At 69.5% G+C, this 25,181-nt stretch carries 29 protein-coding genes, 3 tRNA genes and 1 pseudogene; 12 read left to right on the top strand and 21 right to left on the bottom strand.

Going from position 1 to position 25,181, the window contains the following annotated elements; all coding sequences use genetic code 11:
* Positions 1-468: 468 nt before the first annotated feature.
* The 9 genes from rplL to ACIHEI_RS14380 form a co-directional block, all read right to left on the bottom strand.
* Positions 469-849, bottom strand: coding sequence for a 50S ribosomal protein L7/L12 (gene rplL / locus ACIHEI_RS14420; RefSeq protein WP_392949541.1), 381 nt, complete (start codon positions 847-849; stop codon positions 469-471).
* Positions 850-933: 84 nt separating this feature from the next.
* Complete coding sequence (rplJ, locus tag ACIHEI_RS14415) at positions 934-1,488, bottom strand: 50S ribosomal protein L10 (RefSeq protein ID WP_073807895.1); 555 nt, start codon at positions 1,486-1,488, stop codon at positions 934-936.
* A 318-nt stretch (positions 1,489-1,806) separates the two neighbouring features.
* Positions 1,807-2,610, bottom strand: a complete 804-nt coding sequence (locus tag ACIHEI_RS14410; RefSeq protein ID WP_396606839.1) for a hypothetical protein — start codon at positions 2,608-2,610, stop codon at positions 1,807-1,809.
* 94 nt (positions 2,611-2,704) lie between these two features.
* Positions 2,705-3,538 (bottom strand): hypothetical protein, encoded by an 834-nt coding sequence (locus ACIHEI_RS14405; protein ID WP_396606838.1) that lies wholly within the window; start codon positions 3,536-3,538, stop codon positions 2,705-2,707.
* Positions 3,539-3,693: 155 nt separating this feature from the next.
* Positions 3,694-4,416 (bottom strand): 50S ribosomal protein L1, encoded by a 723-nt coding sequence (rplA, locus tag ACIHEI_RS14400; RefSeq protein WP_043914633.1) that lies wholly within the window; start codon positions 4,414-4,416, stop codon positions 3,694-3,696.
* Positions 4,417-4,493: 77 nt separating this feature from the next.
* Positions 4,494-4,928 carry a 50S ribosomal protein L11 gene (rplK, locus tag ACIHEI_RS14395; protein ID WP_030457453.1) on the bottom strand — a complete coding sequence of 145 codons (435 nt, stop codon included), beginning with the start codon at positions 4,926-4,928 and terminating at the stop codon, positions 4,494-4,496.
* A 167-nt stretch (positions 4,929-5,095) separates the two neighbouring features.
* Positions 5,096-5,959 (bottom strand): transcription termination/antitermination protein NusG, encoded by an 864-nt coding sequence (gene nusG, locus ACIHEI_RS14390; protein WP_396606837.1) that lies wholly within the window; start codon positions 5,957-5,959, stop codon positions 5,096-5,098.
* Between the two features lie 179 nt (positions 5,960-6,138).
* Positions 6,139-6,495, bottom strand: coding sequence for a preprotein translocase subunit SecE (gene secE, locus ACIHEI_RS14385; protein WP_387644389.1), 357 nt, complete (start codon positions 6,493-6,495; stop codon positions 6,139-6,141).
* Positions 6,496-6,637: 142 nt separating this feature from the next.
* Positions 6,638-6,710 (bottom strand) — tRNA-Trp (locus ACIHEI_RS14380).
* Positions 6,711-6,991: 281 nt separating this feature from the next.
* On the opposite strand from ACIHEI_RS14380, the gene ACIHEI_RS14375 reads away from it, so the two are divergent.
* Together ACIHEI_RS14375 and ACIHEI_RS14370 are read left to right on the top strand one after the other, a co-directional pair.
* Entirely contained in the window at positions 6,992-8,230 is a 1,239-nt protein-coding gene (locus tag ACIHEI_RS14375; RefSeq protein ID WP_396606836.1) for a pyridoxal phosphate-dependent aminotransferase, read from the top strand.
* A 96-nt stretch (positions 8,231-8,326) separates the two neighbouring features.
* Positions 8,327-9,382, top strand: coding sequence for an adenosine deaminase (locus ACIHEI_RS14370; protein WP_396606835.1), 1,056 nt, complete (start codon positions 8,327-8,329; stop codon positions 9,380-9,382).
* Here the strand turns inward: ACIHEI_RS14370 and ACIHEI_RS14365 are convergent.
* From ACIHEI_RS14365 to ACIHEI_RS14335, 7 genes and pseudogenes are all read right to left on the bottom strand, one after another.
* Positions 9,379-10,419: a UDP-N-acetylmuramate dehydrogenase gene (locus tag ACIHEI_RS14365; protein WP_387644381.1), complete on the bottom strand. Its 1,041-nt coding sequence runs from the start codon at positions 10,417-10,419 to the stop codon at positions 9,379-9,381. The two genes, ACIHEI_RS14370 and ACIHEI_RS14365, sit on opposite strands and share 4 nt — an antisense overlap.
* 33 nt (positions 10,420-10,452) lie before the next feature.
* Positions 10,453-11,184: pseudogene (locus ACIHEI_RS14360) on the bottom strand (MFS transporter); the annotation flags it as partial.
* Between the two features lie 78 nt (positions 11,185-11,262).
* Positions 11,263-11,691, bottom strand: a complete 429-nt coding sequence (locus ACIHEI_RS14355) for a MaoC family dehydratase (RefSeq protein WP_387644379.1) — start codon at positions 11,689-11,691, stop codon at positions 11,263-11,265.
* Positions 11,688-12,149 (bottom strand): MaoC family dehydratase N-terminal domain-containing protein, encoded by a 462-nt coding sequence (locus ACIHEI_RS14350; RefSeq protein ID WP_387644376.1) that lies wholly within the window; start codon positions 12,147-12,149, stop codon positions 11,688-11,690. The genes ACIHEI_RS14355 and ACIHEI_RS14350 overlap by 4 nt, the downstream gene beginning before the upstream one ends.
* Positions 12,150-12,259: 110 nt before the next feature.
* Positions 12,260-12,424 carry a 50S ribosomal protein L33 gene (gene rpmG / locus ACIHEI_RS14345; RefSeq protein ID WP_006604855.1) on the bottom strand — a complete coding sequence of 55 codons (165 nt, stop codon included), beginning with the start codon at positions 12,422-12,424 and terminating at the stop codon, positions 12,260-12,262.
* An 84-nt stretch (positions 12,425-12,508) separates the two neighbouring features.
* Positions 12,509-12,581: transfer RNA gene (locus tag ACIHEI_RS14340), tRNA-Met, on the bottom strand.
* A gap of 42 nt (positions 12,582-12,623) precedes the next feature.
* Positions 12,624-12,696, bottom strand: a tRNA-Thr gene (locus ACIHEI_RS14335).
* 305 nt (positions 12,697-13,001) lie between these two features.
* Here ACIHEI_RS14335 and ACIHEI_RS14330 point away from each other — a divergent pair.
* Positions 13,002-14,255, top strand: a complete 1,254-nt coding sequence (locus ACIHEI_RS14330) for a hydrolase (protein ID WP_392949559.1) — start codon at positions 13,002-13,004, stop codon at positions 14,253-14,255.
* On the opposite strand, the gene ACIHEI_RS14325 is transcribed toward ACIHEI_RS14330, so the two are convergent.
* The 5 genes from ACIHEI_RS14325 to ACIHEI_RS14305 all read right to left on the bottom strand — a co-directional run bounded on the left by ACIHEI_RS14325 (position 14,252) and on the right by ACIHEI_RS14305 (position 19,314).
* On the bottom strand, positions 14,252-14,437 hold the full coding sequence (locus tag ACIHEI_RS14325; protein WP_396606834.1) for a hypothetical protein: 186 nt from the start codon (positions 14,435-14,437) through the stop codon (positions 14,252-14,254). The two genes, ACIHEI_RS14330 and ACIHEI_RS14325, sit on opposite strands and share 4 nt — an antisense overlap.
* A gap of 921 nt (positions 14,438-15,358) precedes the next feature.
* A complete protein-coding gene (locus ACIHEI_RS14320; protein WP_396606833.1) occupies positions 15,359-16,072 on the bottom strand; it encodes a HEPN domain-containing protein in 714 nt (237 codons plus the stop codon).
* A complete protein-coding gene (locus ACIHEI_RS14315) occupies positions 16,059-17,120 on the bottom strand; it encodes a DUF262 domain-containing protein (protein ID WP_396606832.1) in 1,062 nt (353 codons plus the stop codon). The genes ACIHEI_RS14320 and ACIHEI_RS14315 overlap by 14 nt, the downstream gene beginning before the upstream one ends.
* A gap of 659 nt (positions 17,121-17,779) precedes the next feature.
* Positions 17,780-18,469 (bottom strand): HAD family hydrolase, encoded by a 690-nt coding sequence (locus tag ACIHEI_RS14310; protein WP_396606831.1) that lies wholly within the window; start codon positions 18,467-18,469, stop codon positions 17,780-17,782.
* Positions 18,466-19,314, bottom strand: a complete 849-nt coding sequence (locus ACIHEI_RS14305) for a GntR family transcriptional regulator (protein WP_396606830.1) — start codon at positions 19,312-19,314, stop codon at positions 18,466-18,468. Before ACIHEI_RS14305 ends, ACIHEI_RS14310 begins: the two co-directional genes overlap by 4 nt.
* A 604-nt stretch (positions 19,315-19,918) precedes the next feature.
* On the opposite strand from ACIHEI_RS14305, the gene ACIHEI_RS14300 reads away from it, so the two are divergent.
* The 9 genes from ACIHEI_RS14300 to ACIHEI_RS14260 all read left to right on the top strand — a co-directional run bounded on the left by ACIHEI_RS14300 (position 19,919) and on the right by ACIHEI_RS14260 (position 25,045).
* Positions 19,919-20,890 (top strand): DUF2637 domain-containing protein, encoded by a 972-nt coding sequence (locus ACIHEI_RS14300; RefSeq protein WP_396606829.1) that lies wholly within the window; start codon positions 19,919-19,921, stop codon positions 20,888-20,890.
* Between the two features lie 166 nt (positions 20,891-21,056).
* Positions 21,057-21,302 (top strand): hypothetical protein, encoded by a 246-nt coding sequence (locus tag ACIHEI_RS14295; protein ID WP_396606828.1) that lies wholly within the window; start codon positions 21,057-21,059, stop codon positions 21,300-21,302.
* The gene (locus ACIHEI_RS14290; protein WP_396606827.1) at positions 21,302-21,484 is read left to right on the top strand and encodes a hypothetical protein; all 183 of its coding nucleotides are present in this window, start codon (positions 21,302-21,304) and stop codon (positions 21,482-21,484) included. The genes ACIHEI_RS14295 and ACIHEI_RS14290 overlap by 1 nt, the downstream gene beginning before the upstream one ends.
* A 166-nt stretch (positions 21,485-21,650) precedes the next feature.
* A complete protein-coding gene (locus tag ACIHEI_RS14285; RefSeq protein WP_396606826.1) occupies positions 21,651-22,727 on the top strand; it encodes a hypothetical protein in 1,077 nt (358 codons plus the stop codon).
* Positions 22,728-22,744: 17 nt separating this feature from the next.
* Positions 22,745-23,149: a hypothetical protein gene (locus ACIHEI_RS14280; protein ID WP_396606825.1), complete on the top strand. Its 405-nt coding sequence runs from the start codon at positions 22,745-22,747 to the stop codon at positions 23,147-23,149.
* A gap of 7 nt (positions 23,150-23,156) precedes the next feature.
* On the top strand, positions 23,157-24,158 hold the full coding sequence (locus ACIHEI_RS14275; protein WP_396606824.1) for a hypothetical protein: 1,002 nt from the start codon (positions 23,157-23,159) through the stop codon (positions 24,156-24,158).
* A gap of 213 nt (positions 24,159-24,371) precedes the next feature.
* The gene (locus ACIHEI_RS14270; protein ID WP_396606823.1) at positions 24,372-24,557 is read left to right on the top strand and encodes a hypothetical protein; all 186 of its coding nucleotides are present in this window, start codon (positions 24,372-24,374) and stop codon (positions 24,555-24,557) included.
* Positions 24,558-24,576: 19 nt separating this feature from the next.
* The gene (locus ACIHEI_RS14265) at positions 24,577-24,771 is read left to right on the top strand and encodes a hypothetical protein (protein ID WP_396606822.1); all 195 of its coding nucleotides are present in this window, start codon (positions 24,577-24,579) and stop codon (positions 24,769-24,771) included.
* A gap of 118 nt (positions 24,772-24,889) precedes the next feature.
* Positions 24,890-25,045, top strand: coding sequence for a hypothetical protein (locus tag ACIHEI_RS14260; RefSeq protein ID WP_396606821.1), 156 nt, complete (start codon positions 24,890-24,892; stop codon positions 25,043-25,045).
* The last annotated feature ends 136 nt before the right edge of the window (positions 25,046-25,181 follow it).

Below are 25,181 nucleotides of genomic sequence, written 5' to 3'. Positions count from 1 at the left end.
TGGCGACACTGCTAGCAAGCCCTGATTCGGAGACCGAATCGGACGCTCCTCCCGTACAACCGACAACCCGGGCAGTGATCCCTCACCGGCCGGGCCGTCGCACCCACTCCTGCGTCACCGGGAACCTTCCCAGTGCCACCGCCGAATATGCATCGGAGGCGGTTCCGCTTGGGCACGCGCCTCGAGAATCGCGCGCCGCGTGCTGTTCGTCAAGGCCCCCACCAGGGTGCGGACCTCGCAATGCCCATCGTCACAGCCACTCCGGGCGTTACACACGGCCCGTGACGGGGTCGGTGACGACAGCGATCACCCTACCCCCGGGGACCGACAGGATCCGAGTCCGCCGAGGGCCGAACCGGCCGGGGCCGAGGCGGGGTCGGGCCGGGGCGGAAAAAAAGCAGGCCGGGCCGGCCCCCCCGAAGGGTGGCCGGCCCGGCCGGAAGAGCACCTCTCAGAGAGAGGAGAAAGTCACTTGACGGTGACCTTGGCGCCGGCGCCCTCGAGCTGAGCCTTCGCCTTCTCGGCGACGTCCTTGGCAACCTTCTCCAGGACCTTGGCACCAGCGGTGTCAACGAGGTCCTTGGCCTCCTTCAGGCCGAGGGAGGTCAGGGCGCGCACCTCCTTGATGACCTGGATCTTCTTGTCGCCGGCACCATCGAGGATGACGTCGAACTCGTCCTGCTCCTCGACGGCCTCAGCGGCAACCGGGCCACCGGCGGCGGCAACGGCGACCGGGGCGGCGGCGGTGACGTCGAACTTCTCCTCGAACGCCTTGACGAACTCGGAGAGCTCGATCAGGGTCATGCCCTCGAACTCGGCAAGCAGTTCGTCGGTGCTGAGCTTCGCCATGATTGGCGTCCTTCCACTAATTCGGCAGGTGCCGGATGTACGGATTGGCGGGCGTACTTGCGGGCCCGCTGGGACGGGGAGTAGTTACTCCGCGTCCTCGGCGGGAGCCGGAGTACCGGCACCGCCCTGCTCGACCTTCTCGCGCAGCGCTTCCACGGTGCGAACGAGCTTGGACGGGAGCGCCTGGAAGACCGCAGCAGCCTGGGACGGCTTGGCCTTCATCGCACCCGCCAGCTTGGCGAGCAGCACCTCGCGGGACTCGAGGTCCGCGAGCTTCTTGATCTCATCGGCGGACAGCGCCTTACCGTCAAGGACACCGCCCTTGATGATGAGAGCAGGGTTCTCCTTGGCGAAGTCACGCAGAGCCTTCGCCGACTCCACCGGGTCACCGGTGACGAAGGCGACAGCCGTCGGGCCGGCGAACAGGTCGTCCAGCTCGGAGATCCCGGCCTCATTGGCCGCGATCTTGGTCAGCGTGTTCTTCACCACGGCGTAATCGGCGTTGCCGGTGAGCGAGCGACGCAGCGTCTTGAGCTGCTTCACCGTGAGACCGCGGTACTCGGTCAGAACGGCGGCGCTGGAAGCACGGAACTTGTCCGTGATCTCGGCGACGTCGGCAGCCTTGTCGGGCCTGGCCATAGGCTTACGCCTCCTTCCGTGATGTCGAAGTCGGGCCGACCTTCGAGAAGTCGACCATTCAACGCCTCGGACGCCCGGGACAACGAAAAAGCCCCGGCGCGCAGGCGCACGGGGCTTGTCACAACCTCGACGAACCGTGGAACGGTTCGGAGATCTTGTCTGCTCCATAACCTGCGCGGGCGACCCGCACGAGGCGGATCCTTCGGCACCGGCCACCCTCTCGGGCAAACGGCAACAACCAGCGGTCTTTGGCTCGCCCAGCTTAACGGGACGATCCGCGAATCCCCAAATCCGGCAAACCGCTACGGGAGCAAACCGCTACGGGAACAGCGGCAGGCCGGCGCCGGACTCCGGGGCGATGTCCGCCTCGGCGGGGCCCTGCACCGAGATCGCGGAGCTTCCGTACTCGCTGTAGCCGATGGTGTCCACCTCGGCGGCGGCGCGGCGCAGCTGGACCACTTGGTCGTGGTCGTTGAGCCACAGGTCGAGCACCACCTCGCCGGGGCCGAGCGCGGTCTCCAGGGCCTGTCGCCGGTCCTGGTCGAGCTGGGTCTGCGCGGCGGCGTACTGGGCGGCGGTCAGGGTGACCCGGTAGTGCTGGACGGTGGTCTCCAGCAGCTTCTCCTCGCCGAGCAGCACCGGGCTGTCGGCGGCGGCCGCGGCGGTGGTGGCGACCACCGGGCTGATCCGGTCGATCAGCGCGGAGTAGGGGCAGTGGGTGCCGCCCGAGTACTTCTCCCAGTGCGGGCCGCCGAGCCTGGCGGCGGTCTGCGGGTCGCCGCCCACGTAGGCGGAGGTGTCCAGCACCATCAGCCGCCGGGCGTCCCCGTCGCCCCGGTACTGCAGCACCGTCTTCGGCGCCCAGAACACCGCGCCCTTGGCGTGCGCCTCCCCCAGGACGGCCCGGAACTCGCCCCGCCGGGCCTCGCGCAGCGCCAGCTGGGCGGAGAGCAGCACCCCGTGCGGGGAGCGGTCGGTGGGGGTGGCCTGGGCGCTGGACTGGGACGGGGTGGCGGGCCGCGCGGAGCTGTCGCCCGGGCTCGAGCCGGTGCAGCCGCTCACCGCGGCCAGCAGCAGGGCGGCCCCGAGCAGGGTCACGGTCGTCCGCACGCGTGCCGTCATCGGTCCCTCCTTCCGGCCGTCCGTTCCGCTCCCCCACCTTGTCACGCGTCCCGTCCGGCCCGGCGGCGACCCCGGGCCGAACGGGACGGGATCGCTACTTCAGCACATCCTCCAGCGAGAAGACCTCGGAGTCAGCCGGGGCCTTGGTCGGCTGGACGCTGCCGAGGTCGCTGTAGGTGATCTTGGAGAAGCCGGTCGCCTGGCCGGTACCGGACTGCTGGACGAGCTCGTTCTTGGCGTTGATCCAGAACTCGACGGTGATCGTCGAGCCCTTCTTCTTCAGCTCGTCCAGCACCTTGGTCTTCAGCTCCGGCTTCAGCTGCAGCTTCTCGACCAGGGCGTCCACCGGGATGTCGCTGCGGTAGTGCTTGCAGAACTGACCCTCCACCGTCTCGGTGCCCGACTGGACCGCGGTCGGCGCGGCGACGGCCAGCTGCACGGCCGGGTCCATCAGCTCCAGGCTGGAGGCCTTGCCGACGGCGTCACCCCCGCCCGGCGCGCCCTGGGCGTCGTCCTTCGGGTCGATCTTCATCCAGGTCTTGCCGCCGGCCAGCTGGGCGAGGCTTGCCCCGGCCCCGACGTACATCACGTCACCGACGAAGAGGACCTTGGTGTCCTGGCCCTCGCTCTTGGTGTTGAGCAGGAAGGACTTCGGCGCCTTCCAGACGAACTCGCCGGTGCCTGCGGCCTCGCCGGTGACGGCCAGCTTGGCGCTGCCGGCCTTCTCCATCACCGCGGCCGAGGCGAGCAGCGTCTCCTTGGCACCGAGGTTCGCGCCGCCGCCCGCACCCTTGCCGGCCGCAACACCGTCGGAGGCGGTCGAACCCGGCTTGGCGTCGGCGGTGCTGCTGCCCGACCCGGAGCTACCACAAGCGGTCAGCAGACCTGCGGCCAGGCAGGTCGCGGCAACGGTACGCAGTGCGCGCACGAGAGTCCCCCTCTAATCTGATTCTCATTCAAAAGGCCATCGGACTCTATCCGATGGCCTTTCGGGCGCGCGCGACCAATTAACGGCACCGGGCCCGCACCCCCGAAGAGGGGTGCGGGCCCGGTGAGTTGACCGCGTGGGGAACTGACCTGAGGTCAGACCGCCGCCGGGTCCTCCTCGACGAGGAGGTTACGGGTGCGGTTCGGGTCCACCTGGATGCCGGGGCCCATGGTGGTGGAGAAGGCGATCTTCTTGATGTAGCGGCCCTTGGCGGCGGACGGCTTGGCCCGGAGGACCTCGTCCAGCGCCGCGGCGTAGTTCTCGACCAGCTGCTCGTCCGAGAACGAGGACTTGCCGATGATCAGGTGCAGGTTCGAGTGCTTGTCGACGCGGAACTCGATCTTGCCGCCCTTGATCTCGTTGACGGCCTTGGCGACGTCCGGGGTCACGGTGCCGGTCTTCGGGTTCGGCATCAGGCCACGGGGACCGAGCACGCGGCCCAGGCGGCCGACCTTGCCCATGAGGTCCGGGGTGGCGACGACGGCGTCGAAGTCCAGACGACCCTTGGCCACCTCGTCGATCAGCTCGTCCGAGCCGACGATGTCGGCACCCGCGGCACGCGCGGCCTCGGCACGCTCACCGTTCGCGAAGACCAGGACCCGGGCGGTCTTACCGGTGCCGTGCGGGAGGATGACGGTGCTGCGGACCATCTGGTCGGCCTTGCGCGGGTCGACACCCAGGCGCATGGCAACCTCGACGGTGCCGTCGAACTTGGTGGTGGAGGTCGCCTTGGCGAGGCGGACGGCCTCGAGCGGGGCGTAGATCCGGGTGCGGTCGACCTGGGCGTCCGCGGCCTTGAGGGCCTTGCTGCGCTTCACTGCTGCTCCTAGTAACTAATGGAGTTCGTGGTATTCACGGGCCGCGCTGGCCCTACCACGGTGGACGTACGGGCTGATCAGCCCTCGACGGTGATGCCCATCGACCGGGCGGTGCCGGCGATGATCTTCTCCGCGGCGTCCAGGTCGTTGGCGTTCAGGTCGGGCATCTTGGTGGTGGCGATCTCGCGCACCTGGGCCGAGGTCAGCTTGGCGACCTTGGTCTTGTGCGGCTCCTTGGAGCCCTTGTCGATGCCCGCGGCCTTCAGGATGAGGCGCGCAGCCGGCGGGGTCTTCGTGACGAAGGTGAAGGAACGGTCGTCGTAGACCGTGATCTCCACCGGCACGATCATGCCGCGCTGCGACTCGGTGGCCGCGTTGTACGCCTTGCAGAATTCCATGATGTTGACGCCGTGCTGACCCAGCGCGGGGCCGACCGGCGGCGCCGGGTTGGCCGCACCGGCGTTGATCTGGAGCTTGATAAGCCCCGTGACCTTCTTCTTCTTGGGAGGCATGTCTCTCCGGGTCCTTCCGAGAGGTGAGTGCTGGTGGTACCCGGCACCGGGGCGAAACCCGGATGCCAGGACACACATCGGACCAGGCTAACCGCTGATGCGGCGCTGGACCAAAACGGTGCCGGGGCGGAGGCTTCCGCCCCGCCCCGGCACCGGTGACCTGTGGGTCAGTTCTTCTGGATCTGGTCGAAGGAGAGCTCGACCGGGGTCTCCCGGCCGAAGATCTCCACCAGGCCCTTGACCTTCTTCGAGTCGGGGTTGATCTCGTTGATGGTCGCCTGCAGGGTGGCGAACGGACCGTCGGTGACGGTGACCGAGTCGCCGACCTCGAAGTCCAGCACCTGGACCTCGACCGGGCGCACCGGCGAAGCCTTGCCGGCTTCCTTGGCGGCGGCGCGCTCCACGTCGGGGGCGAGCATCTTGACGACCTCGTCCAGGGTCAGCGGGTACGGGTCGTAGGCGTTGCCGACGAAGCCGGTGACACCGGGGGTGTTGCGCACGACGCCCCAGGACTCGGGGGTGAGGTCCATGCGCACCAGCACGTAGCCGGGGAGCTTGTTCTGCCGGATGGTCTTGCGGTCGCCGTTCTTGATCTGGACGACCTCCTCCTGCGGAACCTGGGACTCGAAGATGTAGTCCTCGACGTTCAGCGAGACGGAGCGCTGCTCCAGGTTCTGCTTCACCCGGTTCTCGTAGCCGGCGTAGGTGTGGATGACGTACCACTCGCCCGGGGCGCGGCGCAGCTGCTCGCGGAACTCGGCGACGGGGTCGGACTCGACCTCCTCGACGACCAGAGCCTCTTCGTCGGCGGCCTCGTCGGCAGCCTCGTCATCCACCTCGTGCACGGCCTCGACCTCGGCCGGCTCGCCCGCCTCGGCGTCGGCGGCCTCGACCTCGTCCTCGTCGCCGTCCACGCCGTCAACGATCTCCTCAGCGGACTCGGCTTCGGCAGCCTCGGCCGCGTCCAGCTCGGCGGCGACATCCGCCTCGCGGACGGTCTCGTCGGCGTCGTACAGGGGGGACTCAGACACGGTCGCTGCTTCTTTCCTGGTTGTGGAACGGATACCTCAACAGTACCGACTCAACGGTAGTCGCCCGTGAGCGTTCGCGCCGACAGCTCGACCCGGGCCGAGGGATTCGGCCCGGGTCGGGGTGAAGTATCGGTGCGGAATCCGCGGGGATCCCGGTTTCGGGTCGGACTGATCGGGCGTCAGCCGAAGAGCCAGAAGGCTCCCTTGGCGAAGACCCAGTCGAGACCGGCGACCAGCAGCATCAGCACGATCACGAAGGTCACCACGACGGTGGTGTACTGGATCAGCTGGCTGCGGGTGGGCCAGACGACCTTGCGCAGTTCGGCGATGATCTGGCGGTAGAAGATGCCCATCCGCGCGAACAGGCCCTTCTTGGCCCGCTTGCCGGACTTCTTGCCACCCTCGCCGCCGGCCTTGTTGGCACGCCGACGCTCACGCCGCGACAGCTTGCCGTCCGCGGTGGTCTCGTCCGCCGCGTCGGCCCCCTCGGGGTTGCCGCTCTCAGGCGTTGCGGTGGAGCCCGTGGTCTCCGTCACTCGTCCTCACCTGAATCCGGGTCCTGCGGAGCTACCGTGCCTGTTGCACGGGCGATCCGGCGAAAGCAGTGCTGGGCGGGGCCTTCTCCGCATCAAGCCCGCTCGCTCTTCGGAGCGAACGGGCTTGGCACGAGTCGAGCTGCAGGGCACGAGGGACTCGAACCCCCAACCGCCGGTTTTGGAGACCGGTGCTCTACCAATTGAGCTAGTGCCCTTCGGAACCCTGCGGCTCCGTCGTGGCCCCCAACCTACCGTATCCACCCGGCCGTGTGGTGTACCCGGCCGAAGGATCCGCACTTGGGAGCCGTCGAGCAGTGAGTGTACGGGTTCTTCGCCGATTGGTCGAACCTCATTCACCGCGGCCCGCGCGGCGGCGTCACCCGGTCGGCCTCACGGCGTCACCCGATCGGCGGCAGCGTACGGATGCTGGAACGCGCCGGTACGCATGGTGGAACCGCGATGCCCGAGGCCTGTGCGGTCTGGGACCATGCAAGACATGAGCGCACCCACCCCCGAGAACGTCCCCCCCGCGAGCCGCCGGGTCTCCGCCCGGGTCGGCGCCATCGCCGAGTCGGCCACCCTCGCGGTCGACGCCAAGGCCAAGGCCCTCAAGGCGGCCGGCCGTCCGGTGATCGGCTTCGGCGCCGGCGAGCCCGACTTCCCGACCCCCGGCTACATCGTGGACGCGGCCGTCGCTGCCTGCCAGGACCCGGCCAACCACCGCTACACCCCGGCCGGCGGCCTGCCGGAGCTGAAGGCCGCGATCGCCGCCAAGACGCTGCGCGACTCCGGCTACCAGGTGGACGCCTCGCAGGTGCTGGTGACCAACGGCGGCAAGCAGGCGATCTACAACGCCTTCGCCGCGATCCTCGACCCGGGCGACGAGGTGATCATCCCGGCCCCGTACTGGACCACCTACCCGGAGGCCGTGAAGCTGGCCGGCGGCACCCCGGTCGAGGTCGTCGCGGACGAGACCACCGGCTACAAGGTCTCGGTGGCGCAGCTGGAGGCCGCCCGCACCGCGAACACCAAGGTGGTGCTGTTCGTCTCGCCGTCCAACCCGACCGGCGCGGTGTACACCGAGGCCGAGGCCGAGGCGATCGGCCGCTGGGCGCTGGAGCACGGCCTGTGGGTGCTCACCGACGAGATCTACGAGCACCTGGTGTACGGCGACGCGCAGTTCACCTCGCTGCCGGCCCTGCTGCCCGAGCTGGCCGACAAGTGCATCGTGGTCAACGGCGTGGCGAAGACCTACGCGATGACCGGCTGGCGGGTGGGCTGGCTGATCGCTCCCAAGGACGTGGTGGCCGCCGCCTCCAACCTGCAGTCGCACGCCACCTCCAACGTCTCCAACGTGGCGCAGCGCGCCGCGCTGGCGGCCGTGTCCGGCGACCTGTGCGCGGTGGACGAGATGAAGACCGCGTTCGACCGCCGCCGCCGCACCATCGTGGCGATGCTGAACGAGATCGAGGGCGTGTACTGCCCCGAGCCCGAGGGCGCGTTCTACGCCTACCCGTCGGTCAAGTCGCTGCTGGGCAAGGAGATCCGCGGCAAGCGCCCGCAGACCTCCGCCGAGCTGGCCACGCTGATCCTGGAGGAGGCCGAGGTCGCGGTCGTCCCCGGCGAGGCCTTCGGCACCCCGGGCTACCTGCGGCTGTCCTACGCGCTGGGCGACGCCGACCTGGTCGAGGGCGTCAGCCGGATGCAGAAGCTGCTGGCCGAGGCCCGCGCCTGACCCGTCCGGGCTTCGACCGCCCCTCGCACCTCACCCGTTCGGGCGACGTGCGGGGGGCGGTTCCGGTTTCGGCGGGTTATGCGGCAGGATCGGTGAATGGATCGCCTGCGTGATGTCCGGAGCCTCCCGAAGGCTCATCTCCACCTGCACTTCACCGGTTCGATGCGCCCCACGACGCTGCTCGAACTCGCCGACAAGCACGGCGTTCGGCTGCCCGAGGCGCTCAGTTCGGGCCATCCGCCGAAACTGCGGGCGACCGACGAACGCGGCTGGTTCCGGTTCCAGCGCCTGTACGACACCGCGCGCTCCTGCCTGCGCGACGAGTCCGACATCCGCCGGCTGGTCCGGGAGACCGCCGAGGACGAGCGCGCCGACGGCTCCCGCTGGCTGGAGATCCAGGTCGACCCGACCTCGTACGCGCCGCTGCTGGGCGGGCTGACCCCCACCCTGGAGCTGATCCTGGACGCCGTTCGGGAGGCCTCCGAGGCCACCGGGGTGGGCATCCGGGTGCTGGTCGCGGCGAACCGGATGAAGTCGCCGATGGACGCCCGCACGCTGGCCCGGCTGGCCGTCCGGTACACCGACCAGGGCGTCATCGGCTTCGGCCTGTCGAACGACGAACGGCGGGGCCTGGCACGGGACTTCGACCGCGCGTTCGCGATCGCCCGGAGCGGCGGGCTGCTGGCCGCGCCGCACGGCGGGGAGCTGGCCGGGCCGGGTTCGGTCCGCGACTGCCTGGACGACCTGGGCGCCGGCCGGATCGGCCACGGCGTGCGGGCCGCCGAGGACCCGCGGCTGCTGCAGCGGCTCGCCGACCGGCAGGTCACCTGCGAGGTCTGCCCGGCGTCGAACGTCGCGCTCGGCGTCTACGAGCGACCCGAGGACGTCCCGCTGCGCACCCTGTTCGAGGCCGGGGTGCCGCTGGCGCTGGGCGCCGACGACCCGCTGCTGTTCGGTTCCCGGCTGGCCGACCAGTACACCCTGGCCCGCGAGTCGCACGAGTTCACCGACGCCGAACTGGCCGAGCTGGCCCGGCAGTCGATCCGGTCGTCGCGGGCCCCCGAGCACATCGCCAAGGAGCTGCTGGCGGACGTCGACGCCTGGCTGGTCGAGGAGCCGGCCCCCACCGAGGCGGTTCCGGTTTCGCTCTAGAGGCTGACGCCGACCATCACCGGTTCGTTGACCAGGTCCACCCCGAAGGCCGCCCGCACGCCGTCCCGCACCTCGCGGGCGAGTGCGAGCAGGTCCTCGGTGGTGGCCGAGCCGCGGTTGGTGAGGGCCAGGGTGTGCTTGGTGGAGAGCGTGGCCGGGCCGGTGCCGTGGCCCTTGCGGAAGCCCGCGTTGTCGATCAGCCAGGCCGCCGAGGTCTTGGTGCGGCCGTCACCGGCCGGGTAGTTGGGGGCCCGAAGTTCACCCAATCGGGCGGTGAAGTCGGCGAACTGAGTGTCCGTCAGGATCGGGTTGGTGAAGAAGGAGCCCGCCGACCAGGTGTCGTGGTCGGCGGGGTCGAGCACCATGCCCTTGCCGGCCCGCAGCCGCAGCACCTCGGTGTGCGCCTCGGCGAGCTTCACCCGCTGCCCGGCCTCGACGCCGAGCGAGCGGGCCACCTCCGCGTACTTCACCGGGGAGGACAGCCCGCCCTCGTCGGCGAGCCGGAAGCGGACCCGCAGCACCACGTACCGGTCCGGGTCGGCCTTGAAGCGGCTGTGCCGGTAGGAGAAGGCGCAGTCGGCGCCCGCGAGCGTCACCGTCTCGCCGAGCAGGCGGTCGTAGGCGACCACCTCGGTGATGGTCTCGGCGACCTCCTGGCCGTACGCGCCGACGTTCTGCACCGGGGTCGCGCCCGCGGAGCCGGGGATGCCGGCCAGGAACTCGATGCCGGCCAGTCCGGCGTCGACGGTGCGGGCCACCGCGTCCGACCAGACCTCGCCGGCCGCGAGTTCCAGCAGCGTGCCGTCCAGCGTGAAGCCGGTGGTGGCGATCCGCAGGACGGTGCCGGGGAAGCCGGCGTCGGAGATCACCAGGTTGGAGCCGCCACCGATCACCAGCAGCGGCTCCCCGGCCCGGTCGGCCGCGCGGACCGCGGCGACCACCTCGGCGTCCGTCTCGGCCGTCACCAGCCGGCGGGCGGGGCCGCCGAGGCGCAGCGTCGTCAGCGGGGCCAGCGGTGCGTCCATCTGCTCAATCACCGCCCCAGCGTAACCGCCACCCGCCCGAGGGGATCAGGAGCGGCCGGCGGCGGCCAGCGGCGGGAGGTCACCGGCCCCGGCCGGGGCGGCGGCGCGCATGCCGTGCCGGCGCGGGACGAAGGACGCGGCCACCGATCCGGCGGCGACCACGGCGGCGCCGACCATCAGCGCGGGGACCACGCCGTCGGTGAAGGCGGCGGCGCTGCCGTAGCCGCCCTGCGCGGAGAACACGGCGGACAGCACGGCCACCCCGAGCGCCCCGCCGACCTCGCGCATCGCGTTGTTGGCGCCGGAGGCGATGCCCTGCTCGGCGGGGCGGACGCTTGCCATCACCAGGCTCGCGGTGGGCGCGAAGTACAGCGACATGCCGATGCCGCAGACCACCAGGATCGGAACCTGCTGCCCGTACCCGGCGGAGTGGTCGATCAGCAGCGCGTACCCGCCCAGCCCGAGGGCCTGCAGGGCGAGGCCGGTGACGACCAGCGGCCGGGCGCCGATCCGGTCGATGAGCAGTCCGGCGAGCGGGGAGACCAGCAGCGGCATTCCGGTCCACGGGAGCATCCGCAGGCCGGCCTGCTCGGGGGTGTAGCCACCGATGCCCTGGAAGTACTGGCTGATCAGGAAGATCGAGCCGAACGTGCCGAGGTACATCAGCAGGCTCGCCGCGTTCACGGCGCTGAACGCCCGGCCGCGGAACAGCCGCATCGGCAGCATCGGCCGCTGTGCCCAGCGCAGTTCGTACCGGACGAAGGCGAGCAGCAGCAGGCCGCGCGGCCACCCGGGCGGAGCGCCTCCGCAAGGGGCCCGGAGCCCCCGGGCGCCCTGGCACCCGGGGGGTGAGCCTCAGCCCAGCCGGACCACGGCCCGGGCCATGCCCAGGACCTTCTGGCCCTCGCTGGTCGCCACCAGGTCCACCCGCACCCGGTTGTCGTCCAGCAGCACCGCGACCTTGCCGGTGACCTCGATCACCGCGCCCACGCCGTCGTTCGGGACGACCACCGGCTTGGTGAAGCGGACGCCGTACTCGACCACCGCGGCCGGGTCGCCGACCCAGTCGGTGACCACCCGGACGGCCTCGGCCATGGTGAACATGCCGTGCGCGATCACGTCCGGCAGGCCGACCTCGCGGGCGAACTTCTCGTTCCAGTGGATCGGGTTGAAGTCCCCCGACGCCCCCGCGTATTGGACCAGCGTGGCCCGGGTCACCGGGAACGACTGGGCCGGCAGCTCGGTGCCGACCTGGACCTCGTCAAAGCGGACCGCCACGGTCACTCCTCCCCGGCTTCGTCGGCGGCACGGGCCACCAGCGTCATGATCGACGTCACCACGTGCTCGCCACTGGCGTCGTGCACCTCGCCGCGGACCGTCAACACGTCGTTGCCCGCCAGCGACTTGATCGCGTCGATGGAGATCGTCACCGAGAGCCGGTCACCGGCCCGGGCCGGGCGGGAGTACACGAACTTCTGGTCGCCGTGCACCACCCGGCTGTAGTCCAGACCCAGCTCCGGGTCGTTCACCACCTGCGCCGCGGCCTGGAAGGACAGCATGAACGGGAAGGTCGGCGGGGCGATCACGTCCGGATGGCCGAGCGACTTGGCCGCCTCGGCGTCCGTGTACGCCGGGTTGGCGTCGCCGATCGCGGCGGCGAACTCGCGGATCTTCTCCCGGCCGAGCTCGTACGGCGGGGTGGGCGGGTAGGTCCGCCCGATGAACGAGGGGTCGAGCGGCATGGGCAACTCCTCTGGTGGTCCGTCAGGGCGGTCAGGCCGTCAGGTTCGCTATGCAGAAATGACTCCAGGCCGCGCCCCGTAACGGGGTGCGGCCTGGAGTCGAGGCAAAGTCAGCGGGTCTCGCGGTGCGCCGTGTGCGAGTTGCAACGCGGGCAGTGCTTCTTCATCTCAAGACGGTCCGGGTCGTTGCGCCGGTTCTTCTTGGTGATGTAGTTCCGCTCCTTGCACTCCACGCAGGCCAGCGTGATCTTCGGGCGGACGTCAGTGGCAGCCACGGGAGTGCCTTCCTGGGACAACGAATAAGAACACAGATAAGAGTAGCCGATCGGGAGTTGAACCCCCCGATCGACTACGCGGGGTAGCGGTGACCGGACTTGAACCGGTGACACAGCGATTATGAGCCGCTTGCTCTACCAACTGAGCTACACCGCTTTGATGAACGAAACCTCACCGAGGCGAGGAGCCTTTCACCAGAGCCCCCATGCGGAATCGAACCGCAGACCTTCTCCTTACCATGGAGACGCTCTACCGACTGAGCTATAGGGGCGAACGAGGAAGAGATTACACGGTTCCGGGCCAGAGGTGAAATCCGTATCCGCAACCGATCTCCGCAGGTCGAAGGGGCCGCACTGACGGCCCGTCGCCCGACACCCCTTCGAGCCCGCCGCAACCGGAACCGGCCCTCCGCGACCGCCCCCTCCCACGACACGGGCGGCGGCCCGCATCCGAGCGTCCCGGCCGGGCGCCGCCTAGGCTCGACCGTCAGTGACCTCTCGCGGGTGCGCCGCAGACCGGCCCCGCAACCGGGCCCCCGGGCCGCCGGGCGGTCAACCGGACTGGAGGAGCGGGCCGATGAGCGAACGCAGCGAAGGCGCCCAGCCGCCGCCGTCCGCCAACCCGCTCGGACACGGGCCGGTACTGCTGCTCACCGGGGCCCGGCTGATCGACGGCCGGGTGGTGGACGTCCGGATCAGCGGGGACCGGATCCAGGCCGTCGGCACCGTCGGCAGCCTCGGACCGCTGCCCGCGATGCCCGGCCGCCCCACCGTCACCACCGGCGCCCGCATCGACCTCTCCGGCTACCTGCTGCTGCCCGCCCCCGCCGAACCGCACAGCCACTACGACGACGCGTTCTCCGCCGCCCTGCCCGCCCCTCCCCCGGACGCGCCCGCCGACCTGGTCCGCCGGGTCACCGAGGCCGCACTCACCTCGCTCGGCTACGGGGCCACCGCCCAGCGCACCCACGTCCGGATCGGCGACGTGCACGGACTCGGACGGCTGGAGGCCGTCCTCACCGCCCGGCAGTCGCTGCGCGGACTCGCCGAACTCCAGGCCGTCGCCATGCCCCGGCTGCTCACCGGCCTGGCCGGCGCCGACGGCCGGGCCCAGCTGCGCGAGGCGCTCAAACTCGGCGCGGACGCGGCCGGCGGCTGCCCCGACCTCGACCCCGACCCGATCGGCTACGTCCAGGTCCTGCTGTCCGCCGCCACCGAGGCCGACTGCCCCGTCGACCTGCACACCGACGCCGCCGACCGCACCCAGCTCGCCCGCCTCGTCGCCGCCCTGGCCCCGCACCGACCCCGGGTCACCCTCGGCCCGTGCAGCGCGCTGCCACCCGGCGGCTCCACCGTGCTCGCCAACTCCGGCATGCGGGTCGCCTGCCTCCCGCAGAACGGCGGCTGCACCGGCCTCGAAGCCCCCCCGACCGGCCTGCACCCCTCCCTGCTGCGCGAATTGGCCCACGCCCGGGTCGCCCTCACTGCCGGCGCCGGCAGCCTGCGTGACGCCGCCAACCCCGTCGGCCGGGCCGACCCGCTCGAAACCGCCCGACTCCTCGCCGCCGGCGGCGCACTCTCCCCCGAAGCCGCCTACGACGCCGTCTCCACCCAGGCCCGCGCCACCCTCGGCCTGCTCCCCGTCCGGGTCGACGCCGGCTTCCCCGCCGAACTCCTCGCCGTCCGCGGCGACAGCCTGGTCGGCGCCTTCGCCGGCGGCCACTCCCGCCTGGTCGTCCACTGCGGCCGGGTGGTCTCCCGCACCAGCGCCGTCCGCGAGTTCGCCGACACCGTGGCCCTCGCCCTGCCCCGCCAGAACCACCCGGGCTAACGGAGGACGTACCCCGGATACCGCCGCTGCTCCCCCGACGGATGCTCGACCACCAGGGCATCCGCCTTCGTCCAGAACTTGCAGCCCGCCGGGATGAACACCGGCCGCTCCAACCAGAACCAGCCGATCCGCCGGACCAACAGCATCCGCGGCGTGACCGGCCGGTACTCAAGAAATTCCATGCCGCCCATGCTCCCGGGCCCGGCCCCGCCCCCGCCGACGAAAAAGCCCCCGGTCTGCGTTTCCGCAGATCGGGGGCTGTTTCACTATCCAGTGGCTGGTGCAGGGTTCGAACCTGCGTAGCTTGCGCGACAGATTTACAGGCCGCTGGCTCGTGGGGCTCTGACCTGGCGACTCCTGATCATCAGCTGTATCTGGTCCGCCACTGGTCCGGATCATGGTCGCGGTGGCTCCCGCTCACAGGTGCATGCCAGCGGGACAGGGGGTGGACTGTTACGAATTTCGCTACCTCATCAAGGCCTGCCTGCGGCGGGCTGGCATCAGATGGAAGTAGGTAGTTGAGATGGGTGGATCGTCGCCCGCTCACTCGTCACTCAGCCAGGCCCCGCACTCCCTCAGGGATGAAGCCCGGCCCTGATGCGACACCTGCTCAACGCGCAGCCGTATCCCGCCCCACTCGGTTCGACACAAACCTACGCACGGGGCGGGACGGCCGGGCCCGCCCTCCTGTCTCCGCCCCGGGCCGCCCCGGCCGCCCCCGCCCGGCGGCAGAGCCGCCAGGGGTGACAGCCGACGCTACAGTCACCGCGCCCAAACTCCACCCTGAACAGAGGAAGTCCAGCACCGCGGCTATCGCGCCTCGCTCACTCCCGCCCCAAAGCCGCCGGCGGACAGAGAGGGGCGGAGCCCAAAACCCCACCGGGGCCGGGGCGGGCGGCTCCGCGGTTTTACCCACCTGCCAGGACCGGGACCCGCGTCGAGCAAGACCCGGGGGGCCACTCGGCCAAATTGCGGTCAGGCTCCAAAAGCCCTGACCGAGTCGCAACAGCTTACGGCCCCCCGATCATGCTCGACCCCAGACCAGACAGGACACCGGCCAAAACCGCTCCACCACCCTATGAGCCCAGGCTTGAAGGCCTCAATTAAAAGCTGAGATATCCACTTTTCTCTAGGTACTCCACCCAGGACGTAGTCAGATGAATGGCAAATTCTCCGAGATCGTCCACGTAGCGCTCTACGTCAGCGACGGACCTTCCAGCCTGCTGGAAGATTTCCACGTACGGAATATTTCCGTGGGCCACATCATTCCTAAACAGGGACATTTTCTGGAGGGAGGCGCTCCAGGTGGCATACGGGAATGCCTCCCCTGGAATGCCGTATATTTCCCAGATTCGATTGAAGTGCTCAGGCTTGAGTGTTCTTCCATCAAGTGGCGGCTGGGCCTGCTTGTAATTCACGGGAAGCGATGTGGGATCGTTGCAGAGCTCGAGAGTTGTGGCATACCTGCGCCTCTCCCAGAGTTTGGAATGGTCGTTCAACTCGCGAAGGCTCTCGAATGCCGCATGCGCCGCCAGTTGGCGAAGGCTTGGGCGCAGTCTACTTATCGAGAGCCCCGATTCGTTGATCTCCTTGTGTGTTTCTTGGATCACAGATTTCGTGAAGCTCTCCAGCTCGGCCATTAGGCAGATAGCCGCAAGCGCTCGAGCATCCCTCGCCTCAGATTCCCATCGCGGCCCGGCCTCGTCCCTGGGCTTGTGGCCTGCAAGGGCCAGGAAGCCTTTGAGATCATCCGAGCGGCGCAGCAGCCGTTCCCCGTGAGCCTGCACCTCAGCAATGAGTGCATCATGACTGGCCACGAAGGAGTTCCTTCGCGCGCGCGAGTCGACGCCTAAGCATTCCCTTGGTATTGCTGCCTGCGCCTGAAGAGGCGCGCAGCTCCGCATCCTCCAGCCAAAGGGCGTCGACCGCTCCCGGACCCAGGCCTTCGGCCGCAAGATCGCCGGCTGCCACCAGGCATGCTTCGAACTGGACGAGCGGGGTCACATGAGTCTGCTTGCGCAAAAACGGCTTCCCCTCACAAACGTTGTATAGAATCCCGAGGGCCTTGTCGAAAATTTCTCGCTCCTTCGCATAGTCGAAGGCGCCTGAAGCAATCTCCATGTAGCCATTAAGGAATCGCTCCACCTTCCCGTCAAACGCTTCGCGGCGGTTCTTATAGGCAAAGAACTTGAGAACCTGTTCCACTTGGGTTCCATCATTCTCATGCGCCTTTTGGAGCTTCAGAATTGCGCGAAGTCGAGGATCCTCCGAGAGCTCTTCAATAAAGTCATTGAATGGGCCCATATATACGCATGCGCGAACCTCCTGCGCCGTCAGCTGAATTCCTCCACGATTCAGCCTTTCGAAGACATCAAAGCGGACTTGGCGATCGCTCTTGTCAGTCAGCGAGATGACCTGAAGTGGCTGTCGACCAAAGTAAACTTGAAGATTCTTTGGCAGGTCTGAATATGAATTTCCATTGAGGGAGGTAAGTTTCTCAAGCCCGCCAAGCATAAGCGGTCGATTGCGGCCTACGGCTCGCGCTTCTTCGTCGTCTCGAGCTAGGAAGTGGGCAAGTGTGGAAAGCCGCTGCAGGCCATCCACCACCTCCCATTGAAATCCAACATTGGTGGCAACAAACAAAGGCGGGATCGGCAGCCCCAAGAAGACTGATTCGATAAAGAGGGACTCGTCCGCTTCCTCCCAGCGAAACTTTCGCTGATAACTGGGTGAGGCATTCAGCTCTTCATCAGCGATCATTCGCACTAGCTCACGAACGGAAAAATTGTGAACAGCAACATCAACTTTCCCGCGTTCGCCACGGAGTTGCTCTTCCAGGTTCTCAAGGGAGGTGTCAGCAGACATGGCGGCAGTCTAGACGGCGACTGCGTTCTCTCGTCAGCTGATGACCCAAGCTTCTACGCGGCAACATGAAAGCCAGCGGGTGGTCCGCGCAGTTGGCTGCTCAAGACGCCTTGGCGCTTGTCACGCGGGGCGGTGAAGCTGCCACAAGGAAGAGTGTTTGGTAGGCCCTGCGAGACACTCACGAGGGGGACTCGCCGCGAGGGCTGAAGTGCATGGCCAGGTCAAGGTAGCCTGCCCAGGCCAACAATGTCGCCAGGACTATAACGGCCATGTCAGGTAGAACAGCACGGAACAGTCAGTCCGGCGCCACTTGGAGGTTGACCGCTGGTGCTTCGAGCTGCTGAAGTGGAGCCCTCTCGCAGGGGGAGCTGAGTGTCTAGTTGCGTTACAACGGGCGCGTCCTTCGACGGACGCCCACGGACGTTCAGGGACCCGGGTGTGCAGGTCAGAGCCGCCTGCCCCCTGGCCGGGTAGGTGCCCAGGTTGCTTCGGGGCGAAGAGGCCGTGGGTTCAAATCCCGCTACCCCGACCCAAAGGAAAGGGCCCTACCGGAGAAACCGGTAGGGCCCTTCCTCGATGTGCAGGTCAAACGCGACCGCTGGTCGGTGGCCCCGGAGAGGGTCCGGTTGCTGACCGGTCGAATGCTCGATCGAACGTGTTCATCGGGTCAGGGCATCCTCGATGAGCTCCATCGAGTCCACGACCACCACGGCGCCGGCCGCGGCCAACTTGGCGCTCTTCCCTGGCTTGTTGGCGTAGCCGATCGTCTGGATGCCAGCGGCCTTCCCGGCCTCGACGTCGCGGGCTGCGTCGCCGATGAAGATGCTGTGCTCTGGTCCGATGCCCGCGACTTCCATCGCTTCGAGCAGGAGGCGCGGGTTCGGCTTCATGGAGGAGGGGTCGCCGGGGGCGCGTCCGAAGACGCCAGCCACGTGGTCGCTGAGGCCGTACTCGGCGAGGTAGGCCGCGATGGCCACGCCCGCGTTGTTGCTGACCACGGAGACCAGGCGGCCGGAGCGGGCAGCGGCGCGCAGGACCGCTTCTCCGCCCGGGGTCGGGCGGGCTGCCCGAACGGCTTCGGTCTCCAGCGCGGCCAGCTCGGCGTCCATGCTCGCCGTGAGCTCGGGTCGGGCGTCTGAGATCAGCCGGAGCAAGGCGAGCGGGTCGGTCTCCTCCTCCGCGCCGGCCGGCAGCTGCTCGCCGGTCGCACGCAGCTGCTCGCGGAGTCGCCGAGCAACCTCCGGAGCTGGGAGGCCAGCGAAGACCGAGCACACGGGGCCGTCGAAGTCGAGCAGCACGTGCTTCACCGGCCGCAGCACGTCGGCGAGTTGCTGAGGGGTGGCGATCACGGCTGCCGCTCATAAGCGATCGTGCTCCACACACTGTCGAACCACATCTGGGCCTGCTGGACGTACTGCGATCCGAGCGAGGCGTCGTCCGGGCCGGCGGCGTGGTGGAACAGCGTGGTGTCCTTGCCGGTCACGTCGTAGAAGGTGTGCGCGGCGTCGTCGATCGTCACGGTGCGCTCGCGGAGCGGGTAGAAGCCGAAGAAGGCCTCCGACCGGTTCAGGATGTACAGCTTGAACAGGCTGGATGCCCGGTGGACCTTGACCTGGACGCTCGCCTTCTGGACCAGGCCCAGCTCGGCCAGCATCTCCACCGAGTGCGCGATCCCGCCGGCATGCGTCAGGGCGATGTTGCGGGCGCGCTGCCGAAGCGCTGCCTCGTCCTGGAGCCCATCCACCAGCACCGGCACGGCCATCGGCTCGGTCGTGTCCGGCAGCAGCAGTCGGACGGTGATGGACTCCGGCGCCAGCCGGCCGGAGCGGACCTTGTCGAGCGGCTCCTGGAGCGCGTTGTGCAGCGTCTCGCTGGAGAACCCGGCGAAGTCGAGCGTCACCTGCTGCTGCTCGAACGCCGCCTCCAGGTGCGGCCGGAGTCCGACCGGCCGAGAGGTCCTCTCCCGGACGAAGGAGCCGCTCCCCTGCCGGGTCACGATCAGCCCCTCGGTGCGGAGCAGGTCGAGCGCCTTGTCCACCGTGCCCCGCGCCACGCCGAAGTGCTTCGCCAGCTCGGGGCCTGAGGGGAGCTTGTCGCCGGTCTCGAAGCCCGGCTTCTTGGTGAGGATCGAGGCCCGCAGAGAGCTGCTGACCTGCTGATACGGGGGGCGCGAGTCGTCCGGGTCTAGGGCCATGGACCCATGCTAGGGCAGGTGCACAACAGGCGCGAGAAACCCAACTCTCTTGACCTGCCTAAGCAGGTTGCCTATGTTGTGAGTGCCGCACCAAGTGAGACAGGGGCGACACAGAGGGGCCTTCTTTGGGCTGCTCTGACCTGCACAAACACGCCCCGAGGGGTGGGGTGACAGCCCCCCGAAGGAAGCGTCGGCTCTTTGACAACTTCATGGTCCCGCCGAGAACCCCGCATTAGGAGGTGACTGGGGTGAGGCGGAGGCAGACCAAACGGACGGCCGGTAGTGGGCCCCTGTGGGGGCGAGGGTGCAACTCCCTCCCCGTTCGCTGACAGCCCCGGTGCCGACCGCACCAGGTTGCTGTCTTTCATCGGGCCCGCAAGTGGGCTGGCGCGCATTCCTTGGCCGGGCGCGCACCAGCCCCTCGGGCCTTCTCACCTACGAGAGAGGTAGAGACCCGTGAAGTCGATTGTTGCAGGCAGCACGGTCAGTGTGGGGGTGGCGGCGTGAGCGCCATGAAGCGCCGCGCTCACCGCCGTCCGGTCGTGCTCACAACGCACGTATCCGTGCTCATCGCCCGCTCGTCGGGCGGGAAGCGGGGCGGGCGATGAGCGCCTTGGTGACGCCGCAGCAGGTCCGCTCGGCCGAGCGGATCCTGAGCATCGGGACGTGGACGATCACGTTCGGTGCGGTGCTGTACAGCATGCTCACGGTGACGCCGTTGATGGCCGATCACACGCCGGAGGGCTGGGGTTGGACGGCTCCGATTCTGCCGCTGGTCGTGGACGCGGCGGTGGTGATCGTGGTCCGGATGGACGGTCTTCTGGCCCGCCTCGGCAGCGACGGCGGCGGGTGGCCGGTGGTGCTGCGCTGGATGACCGGTGTGGCGACGGTGCTGCTCAACGTGGGCGAATCCGCCCTGAAGCGGGACCTGGTCGGGGTCGCGGTCCACGCGGTCGCGCCTCTGCTGCTGATCGTCACGGCCGAGACGTCGCTGGCCTACCGGCGGTCGATCGCCCGCGCGGTGGCCGCCCGCGAGGCCCATGAGCGGGCCGAGCGGGACGAGCACCGGCTGCGCGCCGAGCAGGCACAGGAGCGGGCCCGGGCCGACCAGAAGGAGGCCGCCGAAACCGCCGCGCGCCTCGCCCGTGAAGCCGACGAGCGTCAACGTGAGCGCGAGCGGGAGCAGCGTGAGCACGAGCGGCTGATGCAGCGCGAGAACCTCGCCGCGCAGGAGCGCCGGGACGCCGCTGAGCGTGCCGAGCGGGCCCGGAAGGAAGCCGACGAGCACGCCGGCAAGGAGCTCCGTGAGCGCCTCGTGAGTGAGCGTGAGCGCGCCGAGCGCCAGCGTGAGCAGCATCGGCTGGCCGACCTCCAGGCCCGGCGCGACGCCCTGCTGTCCGGCCCCGCCGTCGCCGAGAAAGTCCCCGAGGACATGGCGCGGGAGATCGTCAAGGCCGCGATCGTCACGCCGGGCACGACGCAGCGGCGCGTGGCTGATCTGACCGGCTGGTCCACCGGCTGGGTCGCCGCCCGCTTCCAGGAACTGGAAGGCACCCGGGCCCTTCTCGCCGCCTGAGAGCGGCGATGAGCTCCATCAACTCTCCCTCCCCACAGCACTTTTGGAGTTCCGCCATGCTCGACTCCACTCCACCCCCTATCCCTCCGGTCACCCCTGCCGACCTGGCCCGCGCCGGGTCCGCCGCCGCCCGTCTGCTGCGCGGCCTGCTGGGGGGTGGCTCGAAGTGAGCACGATGTGCCTGCCGATCATCGGCGACGTGCGGCCCACGCCGGGCCGACCCGACTCGTACACCGCGACCAAGCCGATCACCGTCGCCCAACTCCGCCAGGTGACCAAGGCCGAGTGGTGCCGGAAGGTGAACGCGACTGACGGCTCCAACTCCGGTGAAGACCAGGGAACTTACTACGCGCTGGTCGAGCTCGACGGCCAGGTCCTGGTCGTCACCGGCGAGTTCACCGGGGTGCGGTGATGGGCCTCTTCTCCCGCTCCGAATCGAAGCCGTCCACCCGCACCGACACGCCCGACCACGTCGCCGCCGACGGCCGCACCTGGACCGGCGCCGACTACGACGAGGCCCGCGCCAACGGCCGCCCGGTCTACGCCCCGCGCACCGGCCACAGCACCGAGCAGTTCGGTCGTCACTCCTCCTGAACACCCGGTGCGCACCCCTGTCCGCCCGGGGTGCGCACCTCCCCTGAACTGGAGAAACGCACATGGACCTGCCCACCCTGCTGTTCTTCCTGGTGGACGCCGCCATCGCCTTCGGCCTCGCCGCCCGGTTCGTCATCAGCGTGCGCCGCGGACGGCGGCGGACCCGGTGACCACCATCCCCCAGCTCTCGTCCGAGCCGTCCACTATCCCCCCGTACCCCACCGAGCCGCCCACCGCCGGACACAACTCCCCGAGCGGCAGCCAGTGGTGGCGCGCTGGCGGCATCCAGGACGACGTCCCCCCGCCGCCAAACCAGCCCCCGACCGCCGGGATGCACGGCTACATCCCGAGCCCGTTCGGGGCCGCCAATCCCACCGACGACGCCTCGATGCAGGCCGCCGCCGCCGCGTTCTGGGCACCGCTGGCCGCCCAGTTCGAGCAGGCCGCCGACCTGATGGCCCACCGGATGGGCGAGCAGATCGGCCAGCTCGGCCACCAGGTCCACCAGCTGTGGACCGAGACCGAGGCCCAGCGCTCCGCCCGCGAGCAGGTCGAGTACGAGGACCTGATCGCCCGGCAGCGCACCGAGCGCGACGCCGCGTTCGCCGCCGCCGGCGAGACGCGCGAGCAGCGCACCGAGCGCCACCGCATCGAGCAGATCCTCGACCCGGGCCCGATCCAGCGGACCGACCTCATCGGCGTGATCGACATGCTCGGCGCGCGGATCACCGAGACCGCCGACGAGCGCGCCGCCCGCCTGGAGGCCGAGCAGGAGCTCGACAAGAAGCGGCGCCGGGCCCGCCAGGACGCCGAGTTGGCCGCCGCCGGCGAGACTCCCGAGCAGCGCACCAAGCGCCACCGCCAGCAGCAGCTCGCCGACAAGCGCGAAGCCGCCGCCAAGGCCCGGCGCGCGCGCCGCCAGGCCGCCCGGGTCGCCGGTCCCTCGGATCGCACCCGCCGCTTCCGCCGCTGGTGCGTCCTCACCGCGATCAGCGCTACCGGCGGCTATCTCACCGGCCTGATCGCCTTTGTCTCGGCGAGCGGCCCCCTCGCCGGGCTGGTGCTCGCCGCCGTCGGACTCGTCCTCGATCTGTGGCTGCGCGACCACGGCCGCCTGCGGGTCTCCGAGGTCGCCCGCCCCTGGCCCATCACCCTGCTCATCCTCGCGCGCGTCCCGGTCGCCTCCGGCCTGGTCGTCGCCGCCGGCCTCGGCCCTCTCTTCTCCGGCATCTCCCTCTACTGACCGTCAGGAGACACACCATGAGCAGCCTCATCGCCCTCGGCACCGGCGGAGCCGCGACCGTCGCCACGTTCTACCTGTACGTCGGCGTGCGCGGGAAGAACAAGATCAAGGTCGACGACGACCACGTCCCCTACTGGGCGTTCAGCATCGGCATGCTGAGCGCGAACGCCGGCACCGCGTTCCAGCAGCTCGCCGGGGTCGGCACCCAGCTCAGCGACGCGTTCCAGAACAACGCCGCGCTCGGCGAGTGGAAGGTAGGTGCGACCGCCGCCCTTCTGACCGTGGCCGTTTTCGGGCTCAAGCCGCGGCCGTGGAAAGACGCTCTGTGCGGGGCCATCGCCCCGTCCCTGTTCGCCGCCGCCGGGGGGATCTGGGTTCTCCCCGCGTCCCTGTTCGGCGTGATCACCGCGTTCGTGAGCTGAGGCCGTCATGACGATGAAGACGCTCCTCTTCCCCACCGCGCCCGCCAGCGACGACCCCGACATGAAGTACTGGGTGGCCTCGGTCGCCCTGTGGCCCATCACCGGAGTCATCACCGGCACCCCGCCCCTCATCGCCAAGCTCACGGCCGGCCAGCGCAAGAAGCGCGCCGAGGCCACCGAGCTCCGGATCCAGCAGGAGGCACTCACCGCCAAGGCCACTGCGGACGCCGAGGACGCGTTCCAGAGGAAGCTGGAGGCGGAGCTGGACGCGGACAAGCGCGCCGCGATGGTCGAGGCCCGGGAGACCGCGCGGCTGACCGCCCGCCAGGTCAAGCTGGAACAGGCCAAGGTCACCCGCAAGGCCAAGCGCAGCAAGCTCGGCGACAGCGCCGGCGCGGCCGCCCTGCTGCTGATCGTTGGCGGCCCGCTCGTCTGGTCGCTGGCCCGCCCCTGGATCCCCACCGTCGCAGCAGTCGCGGCCGCCGCCTGGTGGCTCGTCGCCCTCATGCACGCCCCCACCCCCGCCACCATGGCCGCCGCCGCAGCAGCGGCCGCCAAGCGCGATCGGCAAGCGGACCCCGAGGAATCCGAGGAGTCCGATCCCGACCAGGACGAGCCCAACGTCGACCAGGGCGACGACGACCACGCCGACAAGGACGACTCCGCCCCCGCACCCCAGCCCCTCACCCACGCCGAACTCGCCACCACCATCGAGCAGATGGTCGCCATCCGCGCCACCCGGGACGGCGGCGCCGGCAACCTCCTCCTGTCCGAGGCCCTCGCCGCCCTCCAGCACATCGGCCACTACCAGGGCTCCGACACCCGCGAATTCGGCGCCGCGGTGAGGGCCGCCAACATGCCTCCCGCCCCGTCGGTCGGGGTCGTCATCGGGGACAAACGCAAGACGTCCACCGGATGGTCCGTCAGCTACCTCCGCGGCCTCCTCGGCCGGGCCCCCTCCCTGCCGCCCCGCCCGGCCGTCGACCACACCCCCGCCCAAGCCGCCTGAATTGGGGTCCAATTCGGGGCCCCCGAGCCCCTCCCAGAACCCCTCTCCAAGCCCCTTCCGGGGCCCCTCCCCCAGGAGCGGGCCCGCCCCCACCCCGCCGACTACAGACCCCCTCCCACCTGCACAACTACCAACTACAACCCCCGACTACACCCCAACTACAAGCCCAACTACACGCCCGACCACAGGGCACCGAGACACCGGAGGAACCCAATGCCCCGCACCCACTACAGCTACCAGGCAGCCCTCGGCGAGCGAGTCATGGGCACCCACTTCGACGGCACCGCCAAGGAGCTCGCCGAGGAGACCGCCCGCGACTACCGCGCCGACGGCGGCATTCCCGACGTCCGCGTCTGGACCGGCCCCATCACCGAACCCCCCGCCGCCACCGCCCGCTGACCGACCCCCAGGAGCTGACATGAGCCGCCTCACCGACGAAGAGATCACCCGCCGCTCCGCCGCAGCCGGGACCGCCGCGTTGGAGGGCCGGAACCGCATCGCCGCGCACCTCTACCGCGAGCTGGCTAACGAAATCCAGACCGACTACGGACAGTTCGACCCGCGCGCCCTCGCCGCGTTCGAAGCGGTCGCCCGAGTGATCCACCAGGACTGACCAACCTGTGCCGATCGCCGCACCGCCCAACATCCTTCCGTGCGGCTGGGGTTGGGCAGTGCGGGGCCGTGAACGTGCAGGTCAACGTCACCAACCGCAACCGCTGAAAGGCTCGCCCGTGTACGACGACTATGACGACACCTACTGCGACGAGTGCGCCGACTACGGCTGTCCCGGCCATGTGGCGTGCGCCTCCTGCGACGACGACATCTGCGACGAGTGCTCGGGCTGCTCATGCGAGGACTCGTACTGCGACGGCCTCCACCGCGATTGATCGGATCGGCCCGTGCCGACCGCTGTGCCGCCCAACACCCGCCCTCGCGGCGGCTGTTGGGCGGCGCGGGGGACGGACAGTCCGACCCCGGAACCACAAAACCCCACAACAGCCGCCGAATCCTGGCAGATGAAAA

It is taken from the genome of Kitasatospora sp. NPDC051984, from assembly GCF_044593455.1.
GTDB lineage: Bacteria > Actinomycetota > Actinomycetes > Streptomycetales > Streptomycetaceae > Kitasatospora.
This window is presented reverse-complemented; position numbering and strand designations above follow the sequence as displayed.